The following is a 25,808-nucleotide window of genomic DNA, read 5'->3' as shown; positions in this document are numbered from 1 at the left end:
GAGGGACGCATAAAGTTGCTTCCATGCGCATCGTGGTCCTCGTTTCCGGTTCCGGCACCAATCTTCAGGCCGTTATCGACGCTATCGGCACCGGCCGTTTGGATGCCGAGATCGTTGCTGTGGGCAGCGACGTGCCCGGCTGCCGCGGCCTGGAACGTGCCGCCGCGGCGGGCATTGAGACGTTCACCGTGGCTCCCGCAGACTTCGCCACCAGGCCGGAGTGGAACCGGGCCTTGGAAGAAGCCGCCGCGGCCTTCCAACCGGATGTGGTGCTGCTGGCAGGGTTCATGCGGATCCTCGACGCCGGATTCGTCGCCCGCTTCGAGGGCCGGTTGGTCAATACCCACCCGGCGCTGTTGCCCTCTTTCCCCGGCGCCCACGGCGTGCGCGATGCCCTGGCCCACGGCGTCAAGATCACCGGCGTGACGGTACATTTGGTCGATTCCGGTGTCGACACCGGACCCATCCTCGCCCAGGCGGCAGTGCCGGTGCTCGACGACGACACAGAGGAATCCCTCCACGAGCGGATCAAGGTGGAGGAACGCCAACTTCTGGTGGAGACCCTCGCCAAGCTGGCCTAGCCCCAGCTGAACAACGACGCCGGTGCCTCGCCACTGGGCGCGGGCTCGCTTTTCCTTGCACACCGCCGAATGGACGTGCCGCTGTCAAGGGAAGCCGGAGGTTTTGACCTGCTGCAGACGAAACCTGTGGAAAACCTCCGCATCCGCTGAGGCGTCTGGTTAGACTGGCTCGCACCTAGCGTCTAGCCCGACCAGCACGGGGGTCTGAGTGAGCCAGCAGCTACCGCTCTCAGTAACAACGCGCGCCACCCGTATCATCGCCCCGCTTCTCGCAGGGGCAGCCCTAGCCCTCACAGGCTGCACCGGCCCTGCCGGAGCCGAGCCCTCCGATCCGCCGCAACCCGCTACTTCTCCTGCCGCAATAGCGAGCTCCGTTCCCACACCGACGTACAAGCCCGCCTCCGAAGAAGGGCCGGCAGAGAACGTGCCTGTGCCAGAAATGCCGAGTGAAGCCTCGTTGAAGTCCCAGCAAGGCTTGGAGGCCTTCATTTCCTACTGGTTTGAAGCCATGTCCTATGCCTATGAGACAGGCGATTTAGAACGGATCGAATCAATAACGGGTCCAGACTGCGCGCTATGCAAAGCGGTGACTAATGACATCGCTGCGTGGACGACCGAGGACAGATGGATTGTCGGTGGATCTCTGGAAGTAACGAAAGTGGAGGATCGTTACGTGGAGACCGTCGATGGTGGGTATGCCCCCTACATTTTCCTCACTCAAGAACCTCTCGTCTATTATTCCGAGGGCACAATTCAAGGAGAGTCTGATGGTATTGCTGAACCATCGTTGTGGATTCCTGAAGTGAAATACCAAAACGGTGCGTGGCAAATGATCGATCTCACTCGTCCTGAGGGCGCTGGTCAATGAAACACAATCTCTGCGCGCTTCTTAGAAGGGGATTGGCTGCCCCCGCCATCGTCCTTCTCCTCGTTATAAGTGGCACACAGACATCTTGGTCTAGTGACGTTGAAATGCCCCCAATTGGTGGCGATTTCGTAGAGAGGGACATTGTCCTGAAAGCTGAAAAGACGGTAACAGGAGAGTCCCCACGCAGCCCGAAACAAGTTGCACAGCCAATCGATTCAGGCGCACTACTTGAGTTACCACAGCGCAAGCTCGAACCCGTGTGTATTCCAAATCTTGTAGATGTCTCAGTCGAATGCCTCCTTATCAACTCCAACTGTTCAGTTGGCACCGACGGGACTCTTATGCGGATTCTTGAAGCGCCGGCTGGCCAAAGTCCCCCGCAGTGGAGGGATACGGGAAGAACTGTCTGTCAGTATTCGGATCAGCCATTGGGGGTGCTTGTAGATGGCAACGATGCGCTACCAGTCGTCACGATTGACTTCTTCCGCCGATTGCCTATTGCTCCATCGAGACTAGTCGTTGAGCCTGTTCCGCACACCTTGGTCGGAGCCGAAACCAACATCTATGCGAGCCCGAACGAACAGACCTTTAACGAGGAAATCGATGGCCACGATGTCATCGTTCGGGCGATTCCCACTTCGTACACCTGGCACTACGGAGACGGGACTTCTATGGGGCCGACAGATCAACCAGGGGGCCCGCTGCCTGCAGAGCGGGTGGGCGAGAAAACTGCTACAAGCCATCGCTATACAAAAACCGGCGACGTACAAGTCTCGTTGACGACCGCGTACAGAGGTGAATACTCAATTAATGGTTCGGACTGGATAACGATTGCAGGCCAGGCGCAGGTAGCCAGCGATCCAGTTGACCTCAGCGTCTGGCGCTCTGTGGTCAATAACTATGCGGATAACTGCCTTGAGAATCCCGAGGGCGCGGGCTGTTAGTTATGGATCATTAAGGCGCTGTGATCTGCAACACCTGAAGCACTTTTTTCAGATTTTCGGGTCAGCCCGGGGATAGGGTATGTGACGGTGCTGACGCCGCCGAGACGCAGCAGTCGGCACCATCACACCGTAATCCCAGGGGAGACCATGAAGAAGTTGATGATGTCGGGTGCTGTGTTGGCCGCGGCAGCAGTTGCACTTGTCGGCTGCGGCAGCGAAGCCGGCGCTGACAAGCCAGCCGAAAGCAACAAGCCGGTGGCGGCTACCACCGAAGCACCGGCGCAGAATGTGCGGACTCCGGAGAAGAACGATCGGATGGCCCAAGACACCGCCGAAGGCCTGGCGTCCTTCACGTACTACTACTTCGACGCCAAGAATTACGTGGTCCAGACCGGTGAAGCGGACCTGATGCGCGAAGTTGCCGCGGATTGCGCAAGCTGCATGGCCGAGGCTGACGCCCTCGAGGCTGTTTACGCCGACGGTGGCTGGATTGCCGGCGGGCAGCCGAAGGCTCTGAACGTGGTGGCGTTGGATGAGTCCAAGGACGACGAGGGCAACCTGAGCGCCGTGGTTCCGTTCATGGAAGATGCCCGCACCACCTTGGACAAGGACGGCCAGACCGTCGAGACCAAGAAATGGGATTCGGACGGAACCACTCTGACGGTGACTGCCAACTACGCCGACGGCGCGTGGTCGATGGTGTCGGTCGAAGAGACGCCGGACGCCGCGATCCCCGAGTAAAAACCCGGACACGTCCAATGCGCGTGCGCCCTTCCGCCTGCTGACGGGAGGGCGCTTTGCGTCTGCGGACCGTGCCGGCAATCGCAGGCACTAAAGAAGCTCGGCGCCTTTGGTCTCGGGCGAGAAGCGCGCCATCCACAACACGGCGAGCAGCACCAGGACTCCGGCGATGGCGAACGACCAGGCCAGCCCCAGGTAGGGCCACATGACCGAGGCGAAGATGAGCGGGCCGAACCCCGCGCCAACGCGGGAGAACGTCGATGCCCAGCCGAAGCCCGACCCGCGCAGCTCGGTGGGGTAGAGCTCGGAGACGTAGGTGTACAGCACCGGGATAGCAATCTGCACGACCATGCCGTAGGCCAGCAGCAGAGTCACAACCGCCGGGGGGACATCGATCGTGAGTGCAACGGCGACCAGCATCAGTGCGGACAACGGCCCGGTGATGGCGAGGATCCACTTCCGCCCGGTCTTCTCGACGAAGTAGGCGGCGATGACGACGCCCACCAGCCCGACGGCGGCCATGCCGGCCGTGGTCAGGAACGCCCGCGCCGCGGCGAACCCGGCGTCGATGAGGATGATCGGCATCCAGGTCAGGGCCAGGTAGTAGACCAGCAGGATGCTGAAGAACAAGGCCCACGCCGCCGTCGTAATTTTCCAGTTGAATTTCCAGACTGCGCGGAACTGCGCCATGACGTTGCCGGCCGACAACCGCGGCGCTTCGCTGGGTTCAGGCAGCCGCCATTCACGAACGGTCGCGCCGGTTCGCTGGATCATGCTGTTGATGACCTGCTCGGCCTCCGCCGTTCGGCCCCGGCTCACCAGATAGAGCGGGGATTCAGGCACCGACCGGCGGACCCAGAACACCAGCAGCGCAGGCAAAACCATGATCAGCATGGTGAAGCGCCAATCGGCCACGGTGGCCATGATGAGGGCCGAGACGACACCGCAGAGTGCGGCCCCGACCGGCCACCAGCCGTCCATGGCAGTGAGGACGCGCCCGCGAAGGCGCCGCGGCGTGAATTCGCCGACCAGCGCATAGTCCACGGGAACGCAACCCCCAAGTCCGAAGCCGGCAATGAACCGGAAAACGCAGAACCAGACAATGTCCGGGGCGAAGGCTCCGAGGACCGTAAAGATTGAGAAGACCAGCAACGTGGCGGCAAACGCCGTTTTACGGCCGATGATGTCCGCAATCGATCCCCAGATGAAGGCGCCCAGGGCCATGCCGATCAGGTTCGCGGTGCCGATCCAGGCGGCCTGGGCCGGAACGAGGTCCCAATGGTCAGACAGCAGCGGGATCAGGACGCCGTTGAGCGTGACGTCCCAGGCGTCAAACATGAAGCCGAGGCCGCCAAGCAGGAAGATCTTGCCCTGCACCCGCCAGCGCCAGGGGAGCTCCTGGACGATTTGGTCGCCGGTGGGCAGGTGCGCGGTCTGCGTCATTCGTGGCCTTCCTGGGGAGTTGCTATGGATACTTTAGTCGCGAGCGGCAGATGAGAACGTTCTCATCGAGTTCTCCTGAACGTCTCACGTTGGGCGTGCATGGTTGAGTCATCAGCACCTCACCGCACGATGGAAGGCAGCAACATGAACAAGCGCACTCTGTGGATCGCAACCGGAACTCTGGGCGTCATGGCAATCGGTGCCGGAGCCGCCGTCGCGGACTCCGGCTTCGGAAGCCAGGATCTGGGACCGGGCATCGTCCAAGCATCGGAAGCATCGGCTGCTGCCCCCGTCGTGAATACCAGCGTGTCCCCGGCGGCGGTGAACCTGGAGCAGCAGGATGTGAAGACCGCGGCGTCCGCGGTTACGGCCCAGAGCCCGGCCAGTCCGGTGTCGGCCCAGAGCGCGCCGTCACCGGTATCCGCCCAGTCGCCCGCCAGCCCGGTCTCCGCTCAGAGCGCTCCCTCGCCCGTGTCGGCTCAGTCCGCAGCTTCGGCCCCGAGCGCTCAGAGTGCTGACTGACGGGGAGGACCAGAAGTCGGCCGGTCCCGGAGGTTTTCCCTACACCGGGTCCTGACCCCAGCTAGAGCCGGCCGTACCCGGGCCGTCTGTATCCCGGGCCGGCCGTGGCTCGCCGGCCTCAGTAATCCACCACCCGCCCGAACGACGGCGGCGCCTGCGGCAGGCGTCCGCAGGAGATGCGGCTGCGCAGCCGCTGGAACACGTGCGGTGGCAGGTCCAGGGCGGCGGCGAAGTCCTGTTCCGAGGTGAACCCGCCGCGCTCCTCCCTGACCTGGACCGCCTTCCTCGCAAGCGCACGCGAGAATCCGGGCAGCGTTTCGAGCTCGCGGGCGGTGGCCGCATTAACGTCAACCGGTTCGAGCGCCGCCTCGGCCTTCGTCCGTGAGGCAACCGCCGGAGCCGCAGCCTGCCGGGCTGGTGCTCCGGCAGGGGCTCTCTGGCCCCGGCCGGCCGCACGGGACCCCCCGGAAGTGCCAGCTCCGGGGGCCGGGACGCCGTTGCGGGTACCGGCACGGCTACGGGGCGCCGACCTGGGGCTGCCCGGGCCGGACCGGTTGCGCGACCGTCCGCGGGGGTTCAGTTGGCTACCGGAGCGCGACCGCGTGGTTGCCCCCGTGGTGCGGGAAGGACGGGCCGCGCCGCGGTCGCGGTCCCACTTGAACCGCAGGTACTCGGGATTGATGGCCACGGCGAAGCTGCTGCCGGCCAGCCAGCATGTCAGGAGCAGCCACGTTGCGATTTCTTCCTGCACTCCGGTGCCGTCAACCAGGGCCATGGCCACGCCCGTGAGGGTGAGGTGGACCAAGCCGAGGATCCACCACAGCGGCCGCCCCGCCCGTGAACCGACCACCAGCAGGGCAGCCCCGCCCAGGAACCCGAAGGTTCCCAAGGGGACCAGCAGCCAGAGGCTCTGGCGCAGATTCCACTTCAGGCTCGATTGGGCCGATGACATCAGTAATCCACCGACCTTCCGAAAGGAACCGGTTTGGCCGGCGGAAGTTTGCAGACCACCAGCCGGTTCAGCCTTGCCTGCTCTGGTCTGGGCACGTCCAGCGCGGCGACGAAGTCCGCCACGGTTCGGAAGGGGCCGCGCTCCTGGCGCAACCGCACGGCCTTGCGCGCCTTGTGCCTGCTGATCCCGGGCAGCTTCTGCAGGGCCGCCGCCGGCGCAGTGTTCACGTCCACCGGCTCGGCCGACGGCGCGGAAAACGTGCCGGCTCCCGAATTGCTGGTGCCCGCGTAAAAACTGGCGGCGTCGAGCCGGGGATCGTTGAGGAGCTCGGCGGCGGCACCCACAGGGGCGGGGGTTGTTCCTGCAGGGAGCGGGGCGGCGGTGCGGGGTCGACGGCGGAAGAGTGCCCGGGCGGTGGGCATCGCCGTCGTGCTGTCCATGGCGCTGTCCGCTGGGGTCCGGCGGACGAGGGCCGTCCACGCGCTGCCGGAGGAGCGGGACGCCTGGGCCCAGCGGTTGCGTAGCCAGGCCGGATTGATGCCCAGCGCATGCAGTGAGCTGATGGCCCAGAGCAGGAGGCGGGCGGTGGGGCCGGCTTCTTCGTTCATGAACAGCGAAACCAGCAGCGCCGCCAGGTAGAAGCCGCCGGCGGACATCCAGGCAGCGCGGCGCGCCAGCAGGCCGATGATCAAGAACCCGGCCCAGCCCATGACCCCGACGCCGAACAGCGGCAGCAGCAGCCACAGGCTGGCGACGCCCAGCCAGAGGACCGGCGGCGTTCCGGTCCGGCCCGAGAGCGCGGCGGGATGCTCAGCGGCGGACATTCAGGACCATGGTGACGCTCTGGTCTTCCTCCACGGTTTCCGACGCTAGCTCCAAGCCCGCGGTGTGCGCGCGCTCCCGCAGCTTCTCCACGACCGCCTGCTGGACCCGCCGGGCGTAGGCCGCGTCGATGGCCTGGACAATCTGGGCCGCGCGGCGCCGGTCGATGTCCTCGCCGCTGAAGTGGACCTGCCAGATGCCGTCGGCGTCGCGTTCGAAGACCGCCGCCACGTCTGCCCAGGCGGCGTCGATGGAAACCTTGGTGACACGCGCGACCTTGGCCTGCGTGTCTTCCAGGGCAGCCTGCAGCAGGTTTAGGTCCCGCATCCGGGTGCCCACCTGGATCTGGGGCACGGCTTCGACCTCCGGCACCGTGTCCGAGGCACGGCTCTCGGCCCTGCCCGCGAGGGCGGCGTTAAAGGTAGCGACGGCGGCGATGGCCGCGGGGATGAGTAGAACGGAAACACTCATGGAATTTCTCCTCGTTGAGCGCCGGCCGGAACCGGACGGGGCATGGTGGCGGGGGCGGGCGGGCGGCGGTCGGCACGCGGGCGGTCGGCCCGGGCGCCGAGGTCCGCCAGCAGAGCGTCCAGTTGGTCGTCGGTGGCCCAGCCGTTCAGGCCGATGGTGCCGTCGGCCGCGACCCGGATTTCGATCCGGTCCGGTTGGGCCGCGATGTCCTCCAGCAGGTCGCGGTAGCGGCCGGTCAGCGCGGTCAGGCCCTGGTTGGTGGAACCGATCCATGGCCGGTGCAGTTCCGGCTGGTCCCGCAGGTACGGTCCGTCGGCCAGCAGGTCGGTGGCAGCCAGCAGGCCGGCGATGTCTTCGCGGTCCGTGGCCCAACGCCGCAGGTCACGGTGCAGGTAGCCCGTGAATGTCATCACGGACAGGCCGGCCGCTTGGAAGGCGCGCGCGACGACGGCGCTGGCCGCCGCCTGTTCGAAGGGTTCGCCTCCCAGCAGGGTCAGGCCCTCGGCCCCCGCGGCCACCGCCTGGTCGACGAGGTCGGCGGCGAATTGCCCGGTCGGGACGAGCTCTGCGCCGCGGGCGGCCCAGAGGTGGGGATTGAAGCACCCGGGGCACCGGATGGAACAGCCTTGCAGCCAGAGGGCGGCGCGCCGGCCCGGCCCCTCGGCCTCGGTGGCCGGGAGGAACCGCGCGTGACGGATGAGTCCGGCATCGGCCGGCGCCGGAGCGGAGCCGTTGTTGATGCGGGGCAACAGGACCGGGCCGCCCGGCTGCCCGGGCGCTCCGGGGCTACCGCTCTGCTGACTCATTGTGGACGTAGTCGCTGGTGGTGGCGGCGGTGCGGTTAAAGTCCTCGGTGTAGGAACTGGAGACGCTCTCGGCCTCCAAGAGATCCTCCAAAACCGTGATGTAGTCCAGGCACTCGGCGCCGAAGATGTTGCGCGTCTCGGCCGATACCGCGCCGTCGGGGCTGACCGTGACAATCAGTTGTTGCTGGTCCATAGCTTTTCCTTCGAGGAGTCGAATGTTTGTCTAGAAGTCCACGGTGCGGCCGCCGCGTACCGGATGCCCGGAGGCCGCGGCGGGCACGGCTCCGGCGGATTGCGCCGGATCGACCGGCTGTTCGGAGGCGGCGTCCAGATCCTCGCTGCCGGTGGCACCGACGGCCCGCAAGGCAGCCCACTGCCGGATGGCACCGACTTCCTCTGCCTGCGTGATGGCCAACGGAATCATGTTGGAGACGGCCCGCTGCAGGTCGTCCAGGCGGATTGGGCGGTCTTCGGCGTAGGCGTCGAACAGTGCGGCGACGACAGCCTGTTCGATTTCTGCGCCGGAATAGTTTTCCGAGGCAGCGGTGAGGAGCTCGACGGCGGCCTGATCGTTGGCGACGGCGCCCAGCTGGTTGGCGGCGGTGCTCTTGCCGGCCATCTGGATCTGCCAAATTGCCCGGCGTTCGGCGTCGCTGGGCAGATCGACGAAAAAGATCTCGTCGAAACGGCCCTTGCGCATGAACTCCGGGGGCAGCCGGTCGATGTTGTTGGCGGTGGCGACCACAAAGACCGGATGGCGCTTCTCCTGCATCCAGGTGAGGAACGAGGCGAAGACGCGTGCGGAGGTTCCCGAATCCCCCTCGCCGCTGGTGCCGGAAAAACCCTTCTCGATTTCGTCGATCCACAGGATCGCAGGCGAGATGGCCTCGGCGGTGGCGATGGCGTTGCGCATGTTCTGTTCGCTGGATCCGACCAGGCCGGAGAACACCCGGCCGATGTCCATCCGCAGCAGCGGCAGCCCCCAGGCCGACGCCATTGCCTTGGCCGTCAGGGACTTGCCGCAGCCGGGCACGCCGGTAATCAGCACGCCCTTGGGCGCGGGCAGGCCAAAGTCGGCAGCGGCATCCAGCCAGGACCCCTGGCGCTTGGCCAGCCACCGCTTAAGGTTGTTCAGCCCGCCCACTTCGTCCAGGCTGATGTTCACGTCCACATAGTCCAGCAGTCCGGACTTGCGGATGGTCTGGCGCTTCTCGTCCAGCACCACTTGGACGTCGTGCGCGGTCAGTTCGCCGTCGTCGACCATGGCGCGCGCGAAGGCGTTCTCGGCTTCGGCCATGGTCAGGCCGAGCGCCGCCTGGACCATGTTCTCCTGGTCGGCTTCGCTCAGCGTGACCTTGATCCGTCCGCCGTCGGAATTCTGGCTGATCATGTGCGCCAGCATGGCCTTAATCTCGTCATGGCTGGGCAGCGGAAAGTCGACCAGCGTGACGGCCTTGTCCAGCTCGGGCGGAATGCGCAGCACCGGGGCGACGATGATCAGCACCCGTCCGGTGCTGCCTTGCCGGAAGGCGGCAGAGACCTCGCGGACTTTCCGGACCACCTCGGGGTCCGCTGGGCGCTGGTCGGTGCCGAAGTAGGCGTGCAGGTCGAAGAAGATGAAGACGCCGGGATCGTGCGCGCCGAGCACCCGGTCCAGGGCGCGTGCCGGGGCCGTGGTGTTGGACTGCTGGCCGTCGCTGGGGGAGAGGAGCCCGCTGCTGGCGTTCCACGTCCAGACGGGGCGCGGCGTGCGCAGCGCGGCGGCGCACTTAAGCACCTCGGCGTGCACGCGTGCTTCTTCATGGCTTTCGACGTACAGCACGGGGATGCGGGCCTTGAACGCTTGGTCAAGCGTTTCAGCAAAAGACATGGGTCTCTCCCCTTAAGGAACAGAATCGGGATCTGGCTCTACTTTAGGCATAGTTGGAGGCGCCTGAGCGCTTTGGCCGCGGTTCGTTGCGGTCCTCAGCGGCCGACGTCCAAACTCCAGCGGCCCTCGCTGGTGTCCACTAGGAAATACGTCACCGGGTACGGCTGCCAGGAGAACCTTGTGGTGCTGCTGCCGATCTTGTTGACCACCAGGTTCCGACGTGACTCCTGCCAGGTGTAGACGGCGATGTTGGCCTCACCGGTGTAGGTGAATTCGGCCAGTACCTCGTCGCCTTCATAGCGCACCAGGGCAGGGCCGGATCCGGCGACCGTACCGTCTTCCGGTTCGGCGTAGGCGACCGGGCGGACCTCAAGCTGCCAGTCGCCGTCCGCCTCGACATGCAGCTTGAATTCTTCCCGCGCGGTGGCCAAGAGCCATGCTGAGGGTTCGTTCCGGTCGCCGGAGTTGAAGAGGAAGTGGATCGGCCAGTCGGGGTTCTCCGGGTCGTCCACCGCTACGCTGGCGTCGGTGCCGCTGTCGATGACGATTTCGAACGGACCGTCGTAGCCGGCCGGCCGCTGGTAGCCGATGACCGCGTTGCGGGAACCTGCATAGCTGCCGGGACCGCCGGATTCCGTCAGGGTTCCCTCCTCGGCCGCCGTCGAAGCCGTACCGGTCGCTGCCCCGATGCCGGGTGCCGGATCCGCACCGGTCCCTGCCGCGGGTTCGGCCGCCGGACCGGGGTCGCCACCCGTGGCCGCGGCGGCGGTGAAAAGGTGCGGCAGCAGCCGGGGGACGGCGAAGCCGAGGGCACCGCACAGAACCAGGAGACCCAGCAGCCAGACCGCGAGCGAAAAACGGCCGATCCGCAGTGCCGCGTCCTCAGTCATCGGTGCTGACATGTTGTGCTGTTCTCCTTTGCGTGTCCCCATGAGGTTACCCACACCGCGGATCCGCTTCACACTCGGTGGCGGGCAAAAGCCCGACGCTAGACTTGGACCATCCCCGAATCCATTCTTCCTTGGAGATTTGTGTGAGCCTGAAGCAGCTTGACCGTGTTCCCATCCGCCGCGCGTTGATCTCGGTGTACGACAAGACCGGGCTGGAGGAGCTGGCGCAGGGCCTGCACGCCGCCGGGGTCGGCATAGTGTCCACCGGCTCGACGGCGAAGAAGATTGCCGCAGCGGGCGTTCCGGTCACCGAGGTCTCCGAGGTCACCGGCTTCCCCGAATGCCTGGACGGCCGGGTCAAGACCCTGCACCCGCGCGTGCACGCCGGCATCCTGGCCGACCGCCGGCTGGACGACCACGTCCGGCAGCTCCAGGAGCTCGACGTCGAGCCGTTCGACCTGGTGGTGGTCAACCTCTACCCGTTCGTGCAGACCGTGAAGTCCGGTGCCAGCCAGGACGACGTCGTCGAACAGATCGACATCGGCGGACCCTCGATGGTGCGGGCCGCCGCGAAGAACCACCCGTCCGTGGCGGTCGTGGTGGATCCCGCCAAGTACGGGGACGTGGTGGAGGCGGCTAACTCCGGCGGATTCGACCTGAAGACCCGCCGCCGGCTGGCGTCCTTGGCCTTCGCCCACACGGCAGCCTATGACACCGCCGTGGCCAAATGGACCGCGGAGCAGTTCGGCGACGACGCCGAAACCGTCGAGGCGGCGCCGAAGTTCCCGCCGTACGCCGGCCTTGCACTGGAGCGCTCCGAGTCGCTGCGCTACGGCGAGAACCCGCACCAGGCCGCTGCGCTGTATGCGGAAACCGGCGCCGAGCCGGGCATCGCGCAGGCCGAGCAGTTGCACGGCAAGGCCATGAGCTTCAACAATTACGTCGACGCCGACGCCGCCGTGCGCGCGGCCTTCGACTTCGCCGAGCCGGCCGTCGCGGTGGTCAAGCACGCGAATCCCTGCGGCATCGCCGTCGCCTCCCCGGGCGCCGCCGATCCGATCGCGGATGCGCATGCGAAGGCCCATGCGACCGACCCCGTGTCCGCGTTCGGCGGCGTCATTGCCGCGAACCGAACGGTGACCGCCGGCATGGCCAATACCGTCAAGGACATCTTCACCGAGGTGGTTGTCGCGCCGGGCTTCGAACCGGAGGCCGTCGAGATCCTGTCGAAGAAGAAGAACATCCGGCTGCTGGTCCTGCCTGACGGCTTTGCCCGGGACACGGTCGAGTACAAGCAGGTCTCCGGCGGCATGCTGCTGCAGGCCTCGGACCGGATAGACGCCGATGGCGACGACCCGGCGAACTGGACGCTGGCCGCCGGCGAGGCCGCCGACGAGGCGACCTTGGCGGATCTGGCCTTCGCTTGGCGTGCTGTGCGGGCGGCGAAGTCCAACGCCATCCTGGTCGCGGCCAACCGCGCCGCGGTGGGCATCGGCATGGGCCAGGTCAACCGGCTGGATTCCTGCCGCCTGGCCGTAGAGCGGGCCAATACGCTCGGGGTGGCGGTCGACGGCGGGGCCGACGCGGCCGGGGGAGCGGCCAATGTGCAGGGCGCCGGGGCGCCCGAGCGCGCCCGCGGCGCGGTGGCGGCATCGGACGCGTTCTTTCCGTTCGCCGACGGCCTGCAGATCCTTATCGACGCCGGCGTCCGCGCGGTAGTACAGCCCGGCGGTTCAGTCCGGGATGAAGAAGTAGTGGCAGCGGCCGACGCTGCCGGCATCACCATGTACTTCACCGGAGCGCGCCACTTCTTCCACTGACAGCTCCTCACGCTGGGCGCGGAGGCGCATCAACGGCGAAATCCTTGCCAGCAGGGTGCCGGGCACATAGGTTCAAGGGAACCGGTGCGCCCGGCACCGTGGGTTAAAGGAGGCAGCCATGCTGGCGATGCAGGTTACCCCGGCTGCGGAAACGGCCGATATCTGGCTGGGCGGGGTGATCGTTGCGGTCATCGTGGCCGGTGCAGTGGCGTACTTTGTAGCGTCCCGGCTCCGCAAGACCCGGTCCTATGAAGCCGCCGAACGGCATGCTGCGGCCCGCGAAGCCGAGGCGGCCCGGCCCGGCGGAGGCCTGAAGGACACGCACCTGGAACAGGGCAACGCGGCCCATCGCTCGCAGGTTTTCGGCCCGGGTACCGGCCTCTAGGTCGCGCCAACCAATGCAGCGCGGGCGTCTTCAACCGGCGCCCTGCGGCCCTCCTCGGGTAAATTGGAGGAGTTGAGTAACCAAAGAGACCCACTTTTGCAGGGAGACGCCTCACCCATGGCCAAGATTATCTATACCCACACCGACGAAGCGCCGATGCTGGCCACCTATTCGTTCTTGCCGATCGTTGAGGCCTACGCCTCCACGGCCGGTGTGGAAGTGGAGACCCGCGACATCTCGCTCGCTGGCCGTATTATCGCCGTCTTCGGCGACTACCTCACCCCTGAGCAGCGCATCGGCGACGCCTTGGCCGAGCTGGGCGAACTGGCCAAGCAGCCGGAAGCCAACATCATCAAGCTGCCGAACATCAGCGCCTCCGTGCCGCAGCTGAAGGCTGCCATCAAGGAGCTGCAGGGCCACGGCTACGCACTGCCGGACTACCCGGACGATCCGTCCTCCGACGAGGAGAAGGACATCCGCGCCCGCTATGACAAGATCAAGGGCTCCGCGGTCAACCCGGTGCTGCGCGAGGGCAACTCGGACCGCCGCGCGCCCCTGTCGGTGAAGAACTACGCGCGCCAGAACCCGCACAGCATGGGCGCCTGGACCGCCGACTCCAAGACGAACGTGGCCACCATGGGCGCCGACGACTTCCGCTCCAACGAGAAGTCGGTGGTCATGCCGGCCGACGACAAGATCAAGATCCAGCTGGTGGCCGAGGACGGTACCGTCACGGTCCTGAAGGACGCCTTCCCGGTGCAGGCCGGCGAGGTCATCGACGGCACCGTCATGCGCGCCGCCGCCCTGGACGAATTCCTGGCCGACCAAGTGGCACGCGCCAAGGAAGAAGGCGTGCTCTTCTCCGCGCACCTGAAGGCCACCATGATGAAGGTCTCCGACCCGATCATCTTCGGCCACGTGGTCAAGGCCTACTTCTCCGAGCTGTTCGCTGCCTACGGCGACAAGCTGGCCGCTGCCGGCCTCAGCCCGAACAACGGCCTGGCCGCCATCCTGAACGGACTGGCGGCGCTGGACGCCGAAGACCGCAAGGGAGTCCAGGAGCTGATCGACAAGGGCCTGGACGAGGGTCCGGCCATCGCCATGGTGGACTCCGACAAGGGCATTACCAACCTCCACGTCCCCTCCGACGTGATCGTGGACGCCTCGATGCCGGCCATGATCCGCACCTCCGGCCACATGTGGGGACCGGACGGCCAGGAAGCGGACACGCTGGCAGTGCTGCCGGATAGCTCCTACGCCGGGATCTACCAGGTGGTCATCGACGACTGCCGCGCCAACGGCGCCTACGACCCGACCACCATGGGCACCGTCCCCAACGTTGGCCTGATGGCCCAGGCGGCGGAAGAATACGGCAGCCACGACAAGACGTTCGAGATCCAGACCGCCGGCACCGTGCAGGTGGTGGACGGAGCCGGCAGCGTGCTGATCGAGCACCAAGTGTTCCCGAACGATATCTGGCGCGCCTGCCAGACCAAGGACCTGCCGATCCGCGATTGGGTGAAGCTGGCCGTGACCCGCGCCCGCGCCAGCCAGACCCCGGCCGTGTTCTGGCTGGACGAAACCCGCGCCCACGACGCCAACCTGATCGCCAAGGTGAACGAGTACCTCAAGGACCACGACACCGAAGGCCTGCAGATCGAGATCATGGCCCCGGAGAAGGCCACCGCCTTCACCCTGGAGCGCCTCCGCAAGGGCGAGGACACCATCTCGGTGACCGGCAACGTGCTCCGCGACTACCTGACGGACCTGTTCCCGATCCTGGAGCTCGGCACCAGCGCCAAGATGCTCTCGATCGTCCCGCTGATCAACGGCGGCGGCCTGTTCGAGACCGGTGCCGGCGGCTCCGCTCCGAAGCACGTCCAGCAGCTGCTGGCCGAGAACCACCTGCGCTGGGATTCCCTCGGCGAGTTCCTGGCCCTGGCCGTGTCCTTCGAACACCTGGCCACCAGCACGGGCAACGCCCGCGCGCAGATCCTGGCCGACACGCTGGACGCCGCCACGGGCACGTTCCTGCTGGAAAACAAGTCGCCCAAGCGCAAGGCAGGCGAGTTGGACAACCGCGGCAGCCACTTCTATCTGGCCCTGTACTGGGCGCAGGAACTGGCCAACCAGCGCGAGGACGCCCAGCTTGCTGCGGCCTTCTCCGGTGTCGCCTCCGAGCTGGCCAAGAACGAAGACGCCATCGTGGGCGAGCTCAACGCCGTGCAGGGGTCCCCGGTCGACCTGCGTGGTTACTACCGGCCGGACGCAGCCAAGGCCGCCGAGGTCATGCGCCCCTCGGCCACGCTGAACCGCGTGGTGGCCACCCTGACCGAAGAGAAGTAGGCGGCGCCGGGCACCCGTCCGGCAGCAGCCACGCCCGGTTATAACGGCGACGGCGGCCGGCGCACCTCCTGCGGGAAGGTGCGCCGGCCGCCGTCGTGCTGTCCGGGCCAGTCCGCTGCTGTCCCGGTCAGTCCGTCACCTGCACTGCCCGGTCGGCGGCATAGCTGACGCCCAGCTGGGCGCGGACCCCGTCGAACAGCCGCATGGTGTCCACGGTTTCCGCCCACGGCATGGTGGGACTCTGCTGCAGGCCGGACTGGACGCAGCGGGTGACTTCGCGCAGCTCAAAGACGTAGCCGTGGCCAATTTTGGGAAACGTTTCCACCCGGAGCTCGCCCAGATGCGGTGCGACCGCCAACTCGGTGGGATGGTGCAGCGGCGCGTTGCTCCTCAGCCAGCCGCCGGTGCAGGCCACGGTGGCCGTGCGCGGTGACGCGGCCTGCAGGGAACACGCCAGCTGCGCCTGGGCGCCCGAGCCATAGCTGAGCGTCATGGCGTTCTGGGCGTCCACGCCGTCGTCGTTGACGAAGCCAGTGGCCGAGACCGTCTGCGGGAAGCCCAGCGCCCCGAGCGCCCAGGTCAGGGGATAGACGGCCAGATCCAACAGGGCACCACCGCCGGCCGCCGGATTCCAAAGCCGGGCGGCCGGATCGTAGAGGGCCGGGAATCCCACGTCAGCCTGCACCCAGCGGGCCTCGCCGAGCTCGCCGGACGCGAGAATCTCCCACGCACGGTTGATGATCGGCAAAAAGCGCGTCCAGACCGCCTCCATCAGGAACAGCCCCCGCGCGGCCGCCAGTTCCGTCAGCTCCAGGGCTTCCCGGGCGTTGATGGTCAGGGATTTTTCGCACAGCACATGCTTGCCGGCCCGCAGCGCCCGTCCCGCGATCTCGAAGTGCTGGCCGTGCGGGGTGGCCACGTAGACCACGTCCACGTCCGGATCGGCGAAAAGCTGGTCGTAGCCCTTGCCGGCATCGCCGTCGAAATAGGCGGTGGCGAAGCCGAAACGCCGCTGGAAGGCCACCGCATTGGCCTGGTTGCGGGAACTGACCGCCTGCAGCACGGCATCCTCCAGCCGGGCGATGTCCTCGGTCACGCGGGTGGCGACGGCCCCGGTGGAAACCACGCCCCAGCGCAGCGTCCGCCCGGTGGCTTCGAGCGGATCCGGCGCGCCGGGCCGGGCGCAGGGCGGGGTCACGATCCACGGCAGTTGGGCCATGGCTCCATCTTGGCCGCCGGCGGCCGGAACGTCCATGGGAACCGATTGTCCTTTGTCTCATCCCTCCCGCATGGGTCCGGCGGCCCTACCGGCGCGGACCTATCAATGGTACAAAGTAAGCAGGCTCAGTAATTTCGCCACAACGAGGAGGAGCCCGCACCATGGATACAGGCATGATCGTCGGAATCATCATCGCAATAGTTGTACTCCTGATCATCATCGGAGTCATTGTCTTCTTTGCGCAGAAGCGGAACACCAAGCGGAAGTTCGAGAAGCAGGAAGAGAACCGCAGGGAGGCAGCGGAGTTGCGGCAAGGAGCGCAGGTGTCCTCGGTGGAGGCGCGGGAGCGCCAGGCGGACGCCACCCAGGCGCAGGCCGAGGCCCAGCGGGCGGACGTCGAAGCCGAGCGGGCCAAGATCGAAGCCGACCGCCTTCGCCAGGCTGCCGACCGGCGGCAGGCCGACGCGCAGGGAATCCAGCAGGAGAGCGAAGAGCAGCTGCGCCGCGCCGATGACCTGGACCCGGACGTCAACACCAAGGACCGGGACTCCCGGAAGGACCGCAAGCACGACGGCGGTGCCCACCGCGGCGACTCCGTCCCCGACCGCGGTTCGGACACTGCTTCGTACGGCGACGAGGGCGGCCGGCACGCCGATGACGCCCGGAATGACGGCGCACGGACTGCCGACGAAACCCGCCGCGGCGAGGGCGGCAGCCACAACATCTAAACGGACTACAACAGCGGCGCCCGCTTCCCCTCTGGGAAGCGGGCGCCGCTGTTGTAGGGGAGCCGGGTCAGCCCTTGACCGAACCGCTCATGAGGCCGCCGACGAAGTACTTGCCCAGGATGATGTAGACCAGCAGCGTGGGCAGCGAGGCGATCAGTGCGCCGGCCATCGACGCGGCGTAATCGGTCAGCTGTCCGCCGGCGAGGAAGCTCAGCGCGATGGTGACCGGGCCGTTGGAGCCGGAGGAGAAGAACGCCGCGAAGAGGTAGTCGTTCCATGCCGACGTGAACTGCCAGATGAGCACCACCACGAAGCCCGGGGCGGAGACCGGCAGGATCACCGAGGCGTAGGTGCGCAGCAGGCCGGCTCCGTCCATGCGCGCCGCTTCGATCAGCTCGGCCGGCACGGATTCGTAGTAGTTGCGGAAGATCAGCGTGCAGATGGGCAGGCCGTAGACGATGTGCAGGACCAGCAGCGAGGGGATGCCGTTGGGCACCTCGAGACCCTGCATCAGCTGGGTCAGCGGGATCATCACGGCCTGGTACGGGATGAACATGCCGAACAGGATGAGGGTGAAGACCACGTTGGCGTAGGGGAAGCGCCAGCGGGAGAGCACGAACCCGTTCATCGATCCGAGCAGGGCGGAGATGATCGAGGCCGGGATCACCATGGCGAAGGTGCGGCCCAGCGCCGGGCCCAGGGTGTCCCACGCCTTGGCCCAACCCGCGGTTTCCCACGTCGTCGGGAAGAGCCACGCGGTGGAGGGATCGGCGTCGGCCGGGCCTTTGAAGCTGGTAATGAACAGGACGTAGGCCGGAATCAGCACCACGATCACGAACAACAACAGGATGGCGTACTTGAGCGTGCGGTTCATCTTCTGCCGGCCGGTGCGGGGAGCCGCGGGCCGGGGTCGGGCAACCTCGACGGGCGGCGGCACGGTTGCAGTGGCCATCAGCGCTTCTCCTGCCGTGAGGTGTAGACGAGGTACGGGACGACCACAAGCGCGACCAGCACCAGCATGATGGTGCCGATGGCGGCCGAGTCGGCGTAGTCGCTGCCGATGTACTTGACCCACATCATGGTCGCCGGGACCTGGATGTCGTAGGTATTGGCGTCGGGAACGATCGCCCGGATCAGGTCGAACAGCTTCAAGGACATGTGGCCGATGATGATGACCGCCGAGAGCATCACCGGGCTCAGCTGCGGAAAGATCACGTGACGGTAGAGCTTCCATTCGCTGCAGCCGTCGATCCGCGCGGCTTCGCGCAGTTCTTCCGGGATGCCGCGGAATCCGGCCAGGAACAGCGCCATCACGTAGCCGGAGAGCTGCCAGATGGCCGGCACGGCGATGGCGGCAATGCCCCAGTTGGGATCGGACCACCAGCTGTTCTGCAGGAAGCCGAGCCCCACGCTGTCCAGCAACCGGTTCAGGCCGGTGGCACGATCACCGCCGGACTCGTTGGTCTGCAGGCTCGAGAGCAGCCAGCGCCAGACCACGCCCGAGGCGATGAAGGACACCGCCATCGGGAAGAGGTAGACCGAGCGGAACAGCCCCTCGCCGGCGCCGGGCCGCTCCAGTATCCAGGCCCAGAGGAAGCCGAAGATCAGCGTGCCGGCCAGGAACACCACCGTCAGCAGAAGCAGGTTGCGCAGTGCGTGCTGGAAATCTGCGTCCCCGAACAGCCGGAGGTAGTTCTCCACGCCGACGAATTCAGACGACGGTCGGGCCGTGTGCTGGTTAGTCATCGAGATGCGGACGTTTTCCGCGATCAACGCATAGACGAAGACTGCCAGCAGGATGAGGGTCGGGGCGATCAGAACCAATCCCGGTCCCCAGGTCTTCACTTTCTTGAACATGGACTTCTCCTTGTGCCGCCGTGCACGCCGGTGTGACATGGAAGGGCGGGCGCGGTGGTGGTGCCGCGCCCGCCCTTCCGGGCGTCCCGGGCTTACTGCATGAACTTCTCGGCGATGGACGCCAAGGATTCCTGCAGGGCAGCCACGTCCTGCGGGCCGCCGAACTTGCTGACGGCGGTGCTCAGTTCGTTCAGCCAGGCCACCGGGACGGCGGCACCGTGGGCCAGCGAGGACACGATGGTGTCGGACGAGAAGTCCTCGATGGCGCTCTGCTGGTATTCGCCGAACTCGTCGGACGGCACGTCGGTGCGGGCCGGGATGGAACCCTTCGCCGCGTTGAATGCCTGCTGGCCCTCAACGCTGGAGATGGTGGTCAGCCAGGCCTCGGAACCGGCCGGGTTGGGAGCACCCTTGGGCAGCGTGAACGAATCGGCCAGGAAGTCGAAGATGCCGTCGGTGCCCGGGGTGGGGAAGTAGACGTAGTCCTCACCGGGCTTCTTGCCGTCCTGCGCGAACTTGGCTTCCGCCCAGTCGCCCATCACGTTGTAGGCTGCGGCGCCGTCCTCCACCAGCTGGGTGGCCGGACCCCAGTCGCTGAGGGTGTCCCGGTCGGAGTTGGTGTAGCTGAGGGTCTTCTTGTAGTTCTCGATGGCTTCGGTCACGTCGGGGCCGGACCAGTCGGTGGTGCCGTCCCAGAGCCCGTTGTAGCCCTCGGCGCCGAGGGTGGCGAGCAGGATGTTCTCGAACAGCTGTACCTGGGTCCAGGTGCCGGCCACGGCCAGCGGGGTCTTCCCCGTCTCCTTGATCTTGTCCATGTCCGCAAACCAGGCGTCGAGATCGGCCGGCGGACTGTTCGGATCCAGGCCGGCTTCCTCCAGCACGTCCACGTTGGCCCACACCACGTTGGCCCGATGGATATTCGACGGGACGGAGTAGATCTTGCCCTCGACGGTCAGCCGGTCCAGCAGGTCCTGGGGGAACGCCTCGTTGAGCTGCGCGTCCTCGTAGAAGGAGGTGAGGTCCTCGAGCTGGTCGGCGGCGATGTAGTCCTGCAGCTCGGCTCCGGCATGCGCCTGGAACGAGTCCGGCGGATTGCCCGACTTCAGGTTGGCCGCCAGCACGCTCTTGGCCTGGCTGCCGGCGCCGCCGGCGACGGCTAGGTTGTCGAACTTCAGCTCCGGATACTGTTCGGTGAAGATCTCCACCAGCGCATCCAGCCCGACCTTCTCGGAACCGTCCGCCCACCAGGTGAAGACTCCTACCGACCCCGACGCTTCCTCAGGGTTGGCTTCGTCCACCGCGCTTCCGCCGCCGCACGCGGACAGGAGCAATCCCGCGGCCGCAACGCCGGCGAGCAAAGATTTGCGTCGCATAAACGCCTCCATCAATCAGCAGTCATGGCCACGGGGTCGGCAAGACCCTCACACGGATGTGTGGCTTAGTACGGAAGTTAACTCCGTCACACCGCTTGTCGTCAAGAGTTGAACACAAAGACGCTCCCCGGAGCAGCCCCGGCGGTGCTCAGGCGACGGGAAGCTCGGCCTGTTGAAGCACCAGCGTCGCGGCGCCCAACGCCTCCGCTCGACTGCCCAAGGTGGACATCGCCAGGTCCGTGGATTCGCCCACGACCGGCACCGCATGGCGCAGCAGCCCGCGACGTACCGGGTCCAGAAGGATGCCGCCGAGGCCCGTCAGCGGGCCGCCGACCACGATGACTTCGGGATTGAGCAGGTTGCAGACGTTGGCGAGGGCACGTCCCACCGCCAGGCCGGCATCATCGATCACGCGCAAGACGGCCGGGTCACCCTCCAAGGCGATCCGGACGATGTCCTCGGTTCCGATCGCCTCGCCACGGCCGCGGCTCAGCAGGTCGATCATGGTGGAGGTGGAGGCGACCGTCTCCAGGCACCCGCGATTGCCGCAGCGGCAGATGATGCCATGCTCGGCGACTGTTGCATGTCCGACCTCGCCCGTGACGCCGACATGGCCGTAATAGAGTTTGCCGTTGAGGACCAGGCCGGCCCCGATGCCGGATCCGATCTTCAGGAAGACCAGGTTCTGGGCGTGCTGGTAGGGGCCCCAGCTGACTTGCGCCAGCGCGCCCAAATTCGCGTCGTTGTCCACGAAGACGTCGGTGCCGAACCTGTCCTGCAACCGGTCCAGCAGATTGATGCCCACCCATTCGGGCAGGATCGCACCGTGGATGACGGTGCCGGTCCTCCGGTCGATCGGACCGGGTATGCCGGCGCCCACGCCTATCACGGCCCGTGGGGAAACTGAGTTTTCATCCAACAACCGCTGCGCCAAGCGGGCGGCGGTGTCGATGCCCTGCTCGGCTCCGTGGCCGAGCGGTAATTCGACGGCACCTTCGGCGAGCACCAGGTGGTCGAGGCTGACCAGTACCACGTGCACATGCCGGCGGCCGAAATCCACTCCGACGGCAACGGCGCCTCGGCCGTCGATCATGACCGACAGGGCGCGGCGGCCGGAACTCGTGGTCGGCGCGGTGGTGACCAGTCCGTCGTCGGCCATGGCCTTGACGATGTTGGAGACCGTGGCGGTGGACAGCCCCGTCTGCCGGGACAGCTCGGCCTGCGTGAGCGGGCCGCGGGACATCAGCGCCTGCAGGACCCGTTGGCTGTTCCGCCGCCGCAAGGCGCTCTGGGACCCCGGCCGGTTCTGGGCACCGCGCGGCACGGGGCGCAGCGGGGCCTTGAGGGTGGACGGCGGATCGGCTGGCATACAAAAAGCGTGCGGCAGCGCCGAGTTGTAGTCAAGAAGTTAACGCAAACTTCCACAATGCGACGTTCCGGGGTCGGCGCGGGTGCATGGATCCGTGCCGCCGTCGCGAACGTAGATTGGGCGCACCCCGGCCGGGATCGGCTGCGCCGCGGCCGCGGCACCCACCGCGGCCGGCTACGCCTCGGCTGCGTCGTCGATCGCGTCGCGGTGCAAGGCGGCGAGTTCCACGTAGCGGGCGGCATTGTCCAGCACCGACTGGTACTCGTCCTCGCTCAGCTCGCGGCGGACCTTGGCGGGGACACCGGCGACGAGCGAACGCGGGGGAATGCGCGTGCCCTCGAGAACGACGGCGCCGGCTGCCACCAGCGAACCTTCACCGACCACCGCACCGTTCATGATCGTGGCGCTCATGCCGATCAGGCAGTTGTCCTCGACCGTGCACCCGTGAATCACGGCGGCGTGGCCGACGCTGACGCCGGCACCAACGGTGCAGGGGAAGCCCGGGTCTGCGTGCAGGACCACGTTGTCCTGCAGGTTGCTGCGCTCGCCGACGCGGATGGGAGCGGTGTCGCCGCGGACGCTGACGCCGTAGAAGGCGCTGGAGTCGGCTGCCAGCGCGACGTCGCCGCTGAGCGTCGCCGTGGGGGCGACGAAGGCGGACGGATCGACGGCCGGCAGCATGCCGGAGATGGTGATGATGTGGGCCATCCCATCAGCCTAACCACACCGCACGTGCTGCAGGAGCTTCGTGACGGACGTGCCGCCGCGGATCCGGCCGGTCACGGTTTGGTCAGGATGAAGAACTGGTAGTGCCGGCCGAACTCGGGCCGCTCCCACGTGGTGAAACCGGAGATCAGGCCGTGCTCGGCGAAGAGCCGGCGGACGGTTGCGTCGCTGCGGCGGCTGTAGAAGCGGTGCGGTTCGAAGTCGTCGTCGGCAACGATGCCCTCCTCGTCGTCGCCGGACCAGAGTCCGACCGCCAGCGGAGCGCCTGAGACGAGCACCCGCATGGTCTCGGCGAGAACATCCGGCAGGTCCTGGTCGGGTATGTGCAGCAGTGTGCTCATGGTCCAGCCGGCCGAAAACGTTCCCCCGGCAAACGGCAACTCCCGGGCCGAACCGACCACCGCCTCCAGGTGCTTCGCCCGGGCCAGCCGGACGTTTTCCTCGGAGATATCGACGCCGGTGTAATGGATGCCCGCGGCCTTGAAGGCGAGCCCGTCCTCGCCGGTGCCGCAGCCGATCTCCAACACGCTGTGCCGCCGGGCGGCGACCAGGGAGGCAATGAATTCCTGCCGGGCTGCGTCCCTGTGGGAATCCCTCCCGCGACGGTCGCGGTCGGGCGCCTGCCGGTCGTAAAACGCCCTCAGCTCAGGCTCATGGTTGCCCATCCGACGAGAGTACGCCTTGAGCCGGGCGGGGCACAGGGGCGGCCACTCCGCCGACGGGATGGACGACGGGCCGGGCGTGCGGCGCAGCCGAGCGGCGCCGGCGAGGGGAAGGCGGGCCGGGAGGCGGGCCGGGACTGGTTGAAGGCGACGGTCGACGGGTCGACGACCGGCATCGACTAGTTGAAGGCGACGTCCGGCGAGCGGACGACGGGCATCCGACTAGTTGAAGACGACGGTGCGGGTGCCGTCGAGCAGCACGCGGTGTTCGGCGTGCCACTGCACGGCGCGGGCCAGGGTGCGCGCCTCCCCATCGCGACCCAGCGCCACGAACTGCTCGGCGGTGTGGGCGTGGCGGACCGGAATGACTTCCTGGTCGATGATCGGGCCCTCATCCAGGTCCCCGGTGACGTAGTGCGCCGTGGCGCCGATCAGCTTCACGCCGCGGGCATGCGCCTGGTGGTACGGCCTGGCGCCCTTGAAGCTGGGCAGGAACGAGTGGTGGATGTTAATGGCCTTGCCGGCCAGTTCGGTGCAGAGTTCGTTGCTGAGCACCTGCATGTAGCGGGCCAGTACCACCAGTTCCACGTCGTGCTGCGCGGCCAGGTCCAGCAGGGCTCGTTCGGCCTGCGGTTTGGTGTCCGGGGTGACGGGGATGTGGTGGAAGGGGATGCCGTAGAACGCGGCAAGGTCGGCCAGGTCCTGGTGGTTGGAGACGATGGCGGGGATCTCGACCGGCAGCGTGCCAGAGCGCTGCAGGAACAGCAGGTGGTTCAGGCAGTGCGCCGACTTCGAGGCCATCAGCAGCGTGCGCATCTTCACGCCGTCGCGGCGCAGCTTCCAGTCCATGCCGAACTCCTGCGCGACCGGCTGCAACCGGTCGTGGAGTTCGGTGTAGGACTGGTCGGTGGCGACGGCCACCCGCATGAAGAACCGGCCGGACTGCGGGCTGCCGTACTGCTGCGAGTCGGTGATGTTTCCGCCGGCCCCGGCCAGCGCGCCGGCGACGGCATGCACAATGCCGGGGCGGTCCGGGCAGGAGAGAATCAGGGTGTAGGCGGTGGCGGCGGGAGCTTCAGTCACGAGTCCTAGGGTACCGGCTGGGGTTCGGCTTCTGCGGCAAGGTACTTGACCGCGGCCACGGCGGCGGCCCGGCCGGCGCGGGTGGCCCCGACCGTGGACGCTGATGCGCCGTAGCCGACCAGGAACAGGCGCGGCTCCTTCACGACCGAGACGCCGTCCTCACCCATCATGATCCCGCCGCCCGGTTCACGCAGCCGCAGCGGCACTAGGTGGTCCAGCGATGGCCGGAATCCGGTGGCCCAGAGAATGACGTCCACGTCTTCGGCCGAGCCGTCAACGAATTCGACGCCGTGCTCCGTGATGCGGGCCAGCTTTCCGCGCGAGACGAGCACGCCGTCGTCGATGCCCTTCCGGTACGTCTCGGTCAGCGGCAGCCCCGTGGCGGCGACCACGCTGAGGGTCGGCAGACCCGCGCGGGTGCGCTCGCTGACCCGGCGCTCCACGTCGACGCCCCATTCCATGTCGAAGGGGGCCGCGGTGAAGTCGGGGTCGCGGCGGGTGGACCAGACCGTGTCCGCGCCGGCCGCATCAAGCTGGAGCAGGAACTGCAGCGCGGACGTCCCGCCGCCGACCACCAGGACCCGCTGCCCGCGGAATTCGTCGGCGGACCAGAAGTCCCGGGTGTGCAACTGCCGGCCGCGGAACGTCTCCCGGCCCGGGTAGTGCGGCCAGTGCGGCTTGTCCCAGGTGCCGGTGCCGCTGATGACGGTCCGGGCCAACCACTCGCCGCCGGTGTCGCTGCGCACCCGCAGGAAGGCGCCGTCGTCGTCCACCGAAATTACGCGCACGGGGCGGTGCACCGGGAGGTGGAACCGCTGCTCGTAGGCACCGTAATAACGGCGGACGACGGCGGAGGACGGCTCCCGCGGGTCCGGAACCCCGAGCGGCAGGCCGGGAAGGTCGTGCAGGCCGTGCGCGGCGTCGAAGGTCAGCGAGGGCCAGCGGTGGCGCCAGGCGCCGCCCGGGCCGTCGTTGGCGTCGAGGACCACGAAGTCCCGGTCGGGGACCAGTCCGCGGCGGGCCAGCTGGTAGGCGGCGCTCAGCCCGGCCTGGCCTGCGCCGATCACCACCGCCTGCAGCGGCCGTTGCCCGGTGCCGATTGCCTGGTCCGTCACGATGCTCCCTCCGATTGTTGACGCTTCAACATCTGTCCGGTGCAACGATGGCCGGGAGCCGGGTATTCCGCGGCTTGCCGAAGGGGGAGGGTTGCGGGCCGGCAGGAGCGTGGAGCGGGCCCGGCGAGAAGGTGTGGCCTGCCGGTGAGAGCATGGGGCGGGCGGAAGTCGTGGCAACCGGCGGGAGCGCGGGGCGGATCGGCGGGAGCGTGGGG

26 protein-coding genes are annotated in these 25,808 nt (G+C 67.1%); 9 read left to right on the top strand and 17 right to left on the bottom strand.

The window, feature by feature from the left end:
• The first annotated feature begins 23 nt into the window (after positions 1-23).
• The 4 genes from purN to AC5RVD_RS07410 all read left to right on the top strand — a co-directional run bounded on the left by purN (position 24) and on the right by AC5RVD_RS07410 (position 3,134).
• A complete protein-coding gene (gene purN, locus AC5RVD_RS07425) occupies positions 24-581 on the top strand; it encodes a phosphoribosylglycinamide formyltransferase (protein WP_494126533.1) in 558 nt (185 codons plus the stop codon).
• 208 nt (positions 582-789) lie between these two features.
• Positions 790-1,449 carry a DUF6318 family protein gene (locus tag AC5RVD_RS07420; protein ID WP_494126532.1) on the top strand — a complete coding sequence of 220 codons (660 nt, stop codon included), beginning with the start codon at positions 790-792 and terminating at the stop codon, positions 1,447-1,449.
• A complete protein-coding gene (locus AC5RVD_RS07415) occupies positions 1,446-2,393 on the top strand; it encodes a hypothetical protein (protein WP_494126531.1) in 948 nt (315 codons plus the stop codon). Before AC5RVD_RS07420 ends, AC5RVD_RS07415 begins: the two co-directional genes overlap by 4 nt.
• Positions 2,394-2,540: 147 nt before the next feature.
• A complete protein-coding gene (locus tag AC5RVD_RS07410; protein ID WP_494126530.1) occupies positions 2,541-3,134 on the top strand; it encodes a DUF6318 family protein in 594 nt (197 codons plus the stop codon).
• 90 nt (positions 3,135-3,224) lie between these two features.
• Here the strand turns inward: AC5RVD_RS07410 and AC5RVD_RS07405 are convergent, their stop codons facing one another.
• Positions 3,225-4,577, bottom strand: coding sequence for an MFS transporter (locus AC5RVD_RS07405; protein WP_494126529.1), 1,353 nt, complete (start codon positions 4,575-4,577; stop codon positions 3,225-3,227).
• A 144-nt stretch (positions 4,578-4,721) separates the two neighbouring features.
• Between AC5RVD_RS07405 and AC5RVD_RS07400 the strand changes: the two genes are divergently transcribed.
• Complete coding sequence (locus AC5RVD_RS07400; protein WP_494122559.1) at positions 4,722-5,099, top strand: hypothetical protein; 378 nt, start codon at positions 4,722-4,724, stop codon at positions 5,097-5,099.
• 118 nt (positions 5,100-5,217) lie between these two features.
• On the opposite strand, the gene AC5RVD_RS07395 is transcribed toward AC5RVD_RS07400, so the two are convergent.
• The 7 genes from AC5RVD_RS07395 to AC5RVD_RS07365 all read right to left on the bottom strand — a co-directional run bounded on the left by AC5RVD_RS07395 (position 5,218) and on the right by AC5RVD_RS07365 (position 10,922).
• Positions 5,218-6,051, bottom strand: coding sequence for a ComEA family DNA-binding protein (locus AC5RVD_RS07395; RefSeq protein ID WP_494126528.1), 834 nt, complete (start codon positions 6,049-6,051; stop codon positions 5,218-5,220).
• The gene (locus AC5RVD_RS07390) at positions 6,051-6,875 is read right to left on the bottom strand and encodes a ComEA family DNA-binding protein (RefSeq protein WP_494126527.1); all 825 of its coding nucleotides are present in this window, start codon (positions 6,873-6,875) and stop codon (positions 6,051-6,053) included. Before AC5RVD_RS07390 ends, AC5RVD_RS07395 begins: the two co-directional genes overlap by 1 nt.
• Positions 6,862-7,344: a hypothetical protein gene (locus AC5RVD_RS07385; protein WP_494126526.1), complete on the bottom strand. Its 483-nt coding sequence runs from the start codon at positions 7,342-7,344 to the stop codon at positions 6,862-6,864. Before AC5RVD_RS07385 ends, AC5RVD_RS07390 begins: the two co-directional genes overlap by 14 nt.
• Positions 7,341-8,150, bottom strand: a complete 810-nt coding sequence (locus AC5RVD_RS07380) for a 4Fe-4S single cluster domain-containing protein (RefSeq protein WP_494126525.1) — start codon at positions 8,148-8,150, stop codon at positions 7,341-7,343. The genes AC5RVD_RS07385 and AC5RVD_RS07380 overlap by 4 nt, the downstream gene beginning before the upstream one ends.
• Entirely contained in the window at positions 8,131-8,343 is a 213-nt protein-coding gene (locus tag AC5RVD_RS07375; RefSeq protein ID WP_494126524.1) for a DUF2997 domain-containing protein, read from the bottom strand. The genes AC5RVD_RS07380 and AC5RVD_RS07375 overlap by 20 nt, the downstream gene beginning before the upstream one ends.
• A 30-nt stretch (positions 8,344-8,373) precedes the next feature.
• Complete coding sequence (locus tag AC5RVD_RS07370; RefSeq protein WP_494126523.1) at positions 8,374-10,020, bottom strand: AAA family ATPase; 1,647 nt, start codon at positions 10,018-10,020, stop codon at positions 8,374-8,376.
• A gap of 95 nt (positions 10,021-10,115) precedes the next feature.
• Complete coding sequence (locus AC5RVD_RS07365) at positions 10,116-10,922, bottom strand: hypothetical protein (RefSeq protein ID WP_494126522.1); 807 nt, start codon at positions 10,920-10,922, stop codon at positions 10,116-10,118.
• Between the two features lie 131 nt (positions 10,923-11,053).
• On the opposite strand from AC5RVD_RS07365, the gene purH reads away from it, so the two are divergent.
• The 3 genes from purH to AC5RVD_RS07350 all read left to right on the top strand — a co-directional run bounded on the left by purH (position 11,054) and on the right by AC5RVD_RS07350 (position 15,461).
• Positions 11,054-12,730: a bifunctional phosphoribosylaminoimidazolecarboxamide formyltransferase/IMP cyclohydrolase gene (purH, locus tag AC5RVD_RS07360; RefSeq protein WP_494126521.1), complete on the top strand. Its 1,677-nt coding sequence runs from the start codon at positions 11,054-11,056 to the stop codon at positions 12,728-12,730.
• Between the two features lie 118 nt (positions 12,731-12,848).
• Positions 12,849-13,115, top strand: coding sequence for a hypothetical protein (locus AC5RVD_RS07355; protein ID WP_494126520.1), 267 nt, complete (start codon positions 12,849-12,851; stop codon positions 13,113-13,115).
• 117 nt (positions 13,116-13,232) lie between these two features.
• Positions 13,233-15,461 (top strand): NADP-dependent isocitrate dehydrogenase, encoded by a 2,229-nt coding sequence (locus AC5RVD_RS07350; RefSeq protein WP_494126519.1) that lies wholly within the window; start codon positions 13,233-13,235, stop codon positions 15,459-15,461.
• A 127-nt stretch (positions 15,462-15,588) separates the two neighbouring features.
• On the opposite strand, the gene AC5RVD_RS07345 is transcribed toward AC5RVD_RS07350, so the two are convergent.
• Positions 15,589-16,716, bottom strand: a complete 1,128-nt coding sequence (locus tag AC5RVD_RS07345; protein ID WP_494126518.1) for a Gfo/Idh/MocA family protein — start codon at positions 16,714-16,716, stop codon at positions 15,589-15,591.
• Positions 16,717-16,841: 125 nt separating this feature from the next.
• Here AC5RVD_RS07345 and AC5RVD_RS07340 point away from each other — a divergent pair, with 125 nt between their 5' ends.
• Positions 16,842-17,408 carry a hypothetical protein gene (locus AC5RVD_RS07340; RefSeq protein WP_494122736.1) on the top strand — a complete coding sequence of 189 codons (567 nt, stop codon included), beginning with the start codon at positions 16,842-16,844 and terminating at the stop codon, positions 17,406-17,408.
• A 67-nt stretch (positions 17,409-17,475) separates the two neighbouring features.
• On the opposite strand, the gene AC5RVD_RS07335 is transcribed toward AC5RVD_RS07340, so the two are convergent.
• The 8 genes from AC5RVD_RS07335 to AC5RVD_RS07300 form a co-directional block, all read right to left on the bottom strand.
• Positions 17,476-18,360 carry a carbohydrate ABC transporter permease gene (locus AC5RVD_RS07335; protein ID WP_494126517.1) on the bottom strand — a complete coding sequence of 295 codons (885 nt, stop codon included), beginning with the start codon at positions 18,358-18,360 and terminating at the stop codon, positions 17,476-17,478.
• The gene (locus AC5RVD_RS07330; RefSeq protein WP_494126516.1) at positions 18,360-19,265 is read right to left on the bottom strand and encodes a carbohydrate ABC transporter permease; all 906 of its coding nucleotides are present in this window, start codon (positions 19,263-19,265) and stop codon (positions 18,360-18,362) included. The genes AC5RVD_RS07335 and AC5RVD_RS07330 overlap by 1 nt, the downstream gene beginning before the upstream one ends.
• A gap of 92 nt (positions 19,266-19,357) precedes the next feature.
• On the bottom strand, positions 19,358-20,638 hold the full coding sequence (locus tag AC5RVD_RS07325; protein WP_494113144.1) for an ABC transporter substrate-binding protein: 1,281 nt from the start codon (positions 20,636-20,638) through the stop codon (positions 19,358-19,360).
• Between the two features lie 148 nt (positions 20,639-20,786).
• Complete coding sequence (locus AC5RVD_RS07320) at positions 20,787-22,007, bottom strand: ROK family transcriptional regulator (protein WP_494126515.1); 1,221 nt, start codon at positions 22,005-22,007, stop codon at positions 20,787-20,789.
• A gap of 174 nt (positions 22,008-22,181) precedes the next feature.
• Positions 22,182-22,715, bottom strand: coding sequence for a gamma carbonic anhydrase family protein (locus tag AC5RVD_RS07315; RefSeq protein WP_494122733.1), 534 nt, complete (start codon positions 22,713-22,715; stop codon positions 22,182-22,184).
• A 71-nt stretch (positions 22,716-22,786) separates the two neighbouring features.
• Positions 22,787-23,398, bottom strand: a complete 612-nt coding sequence (locus AC5RVD_RS07310) for a class I SAM-dependent methyltransferase (RefSeq protein ID WP_494126514.1) — start codon at positions 23,396-23,398, stop codon at positions 22,787-22,789.
• Between the two features lie 219 nt (positions 23,399-23,617).
• On the bottom strand, positions 23,618-24,478 hold the full coding sequence (purU, locus tag AC5RVD_RS07305) for a formyltetrahydrofolate deformylase (protein WP_494113140.1): 861 nt from the start codon (positions 24,476-24,478) through the stop codon (positions 23,618-23,620).
• 5 nt (positions 24,479-24,483) lie between these two features.
• On the bottom strand, positions 24,484-25,593 hold the full coding sequence (locus AC5RVD_RS07300) for an FAD-dependent oxidoreductase (protein WP_494126513.1): 1,110 nt from the start codon (positions 25,591-25,593) through the stop codon (positions 24,484-24,486).
• Positions 25,594-25,808 lie beyond the last annotated feature (215 nt).

It is taken from the genome of Arthrobacter sp. THG-b23 (assembly GCF_059091265.1).
Note: the sequence above shows the minus strand (reverse complement) of the source record. Positions and strands in the feature narration are given on the sequence as shown.

What these genes read in the sequence shown, in the direction of transcription:
- AC5RVD_RS07310 (WP_494126514.1), bottom strand. Translation starts at nt 23,398, where the DNA reads ATGGGCAACCATGAGCCTGAGCTGAGGGCGTTTTACGACCGGCAGGCG.
- AC5RVD_RS07410 (WP_494126530.1), top strand. Translation starts at nt 2,541, where the DNA reads ATGAAGAAGTTGATGATGTCGGGTGCTGTGTTGGCCGCGGCAGCAGTT.
- AC5RVD_RS07315 (WP_494122733.1), bottom strand. Translation starts at nt 22,715, where the DNA reads ATGGCCCACATCATCACCATCTCCGGCATGCTGCCGGCCGTCGATCCG.
- AC5RVD_RS07380 (WP_494126525.1), bottom strand. Translation starts at nt 8,150, where the DNA reads ATGAGTCAGCAGAGCGGTAGCCCCGGAGCGCCCGGGCAGCCGGGCGGC.
- AC5RVD_RS07400 (WP_494122559.1), top strand. Translation starts at nt 4,722, where the DNA reads ATGAACAAGCGCACTCTGTGGATCGCAACCGGAACTCTGGGCGTCATG.
- AC5RVD_RS07345 (WP_494126518.1), bottom strand. Translation starts at nt 16,716, where the DNA reads ATGGACGTTCCGGCCGCCGGCGGCCAAGATGGAGCCATGGCCCAACTG.
- AC5RVD_RS07375 (WP_494126524.1), bottom strand. Translation starts at nt 8,343, where the DNA reads ATGGACCAGCAACAACTGATTGTCACGGTCAGCCCCGACGGCGCGGTA.
- AC5RVD_RS07385 (WP_494126526.1), bottom strand. Translation starts at nt 7,344, where the DNA reads ATGAGTGTTTCCGTTCTACTCATCCCCGCGGCCATCGCCGCCGTCGCT.
- AC5RVD_RS07355 (WP_494126520.1), top strand. Translation starts at nt 12,849, where the DNA reads ATGCTGGCGATGCAGGTTACCCCGGCTGCGGAAACGGCCGATATCTGG.
- AC5RVD_RS07325 (WP_494113144.1), bottom strand. Translation starts at nt 20,638, where the DNA reads ATGCGACGCAAATCTTTGCTCGCCGGCGTTGCGGCCGCGGGATTGCTC.
- AC5RVD_RS07340 (WP_494122736.1), top strand. Translation starts at nt 16,842, where the DNA reads ATGGATACAGGCATGATCGTCGGAATCATCATCGCAATAGTTGTACTC.
- AC5RVD_RS07320 (WP_494126515.1), bottom strand. Translation starts at nt 22,007, where the DNA reads ATGCCAGCCGATCCGCCGTCCACCCTCAAGGCCCCGCTGCGCCCCGTG.
- AC5RVD_RS07415 (WP_494126531.1), top strand. Translation starts at nt 1,446, where the DNA reads ATGAAACACAATCTCTGCGCGCTTCTTAGAAGGGGATTGGCTGCCCCC.
- AC5RVD_RS07395 (WP_494126528.1), bottom strand. Translation starts at nt 6,051, where the DNA reads ATGTCATCGGCCCAATCGAGCCTGAAGTGGAATCTGCGCCAGAGCCTC.
- AC5RVD_RS07335 (WP_494126517.1), bottom strand. Translation starts at nt 18,360, where the DNA reads ATGGCCACTGCAACCGTGCCGCCGCCCGTCGAGGTTGCCCGACCCCGG.
- AC5RVD_RS07350 (WP_494126519.1), top strand. Translation starts at nt 13,233, where the DNA reads ATGGCCAAGATTATCTATACCCACACCGACGAAGCGCCGATGCTGGCC.
- AC5RVD_RS07390 (WP_494126527.1), bottom strand. Translation starts at nt 6,875, where the DNA reads ATGTCCGCCGCTGAGCATCCCGCCGCGCTCTCGGGCCGGACCGGAACG.
- AC5RVD_RS07330 (WP_494126516.1), bottom strand. Translation starts at nt 19,265, where the DNA reads ATGTTCAAGAAAGTGAAGACCTGGGGACCGGGATTGGTTCTGATCGCC.
- purN (WP_494126533.1), top strand. Translation starts at nt 24, where the DNA reads ATGCGCATCGTGGTCCTCGTTTCCGGTTCCGGCACCAATCTTCAGGCC.
- AC5RVD_RS07370 (WP_494126523.1), bottom strand. Translation starts at nt 10,020, where the DNA reads ATGTCTTTTGCTGAAACGCTTGACCAAGCGTTCAAGGCCCGCATCCCC.
- AC5RVD_RS07405 (WP_494126529.1), bottom strand. Translation starts at nt 4,577, where the DNA reads ATGACGCAGACCGCGCACCTGCCCACCGGCGACCAAATCGTCCAGGAG.
- AC5RVD_RS07365 (WP_494126522.1), bottom strand. Translation starts at nt 10,922, where the DNA reads ATGTCAGCACCGATGACTGAGGACGCGGCACTGCGGATCGGCCGTTTT.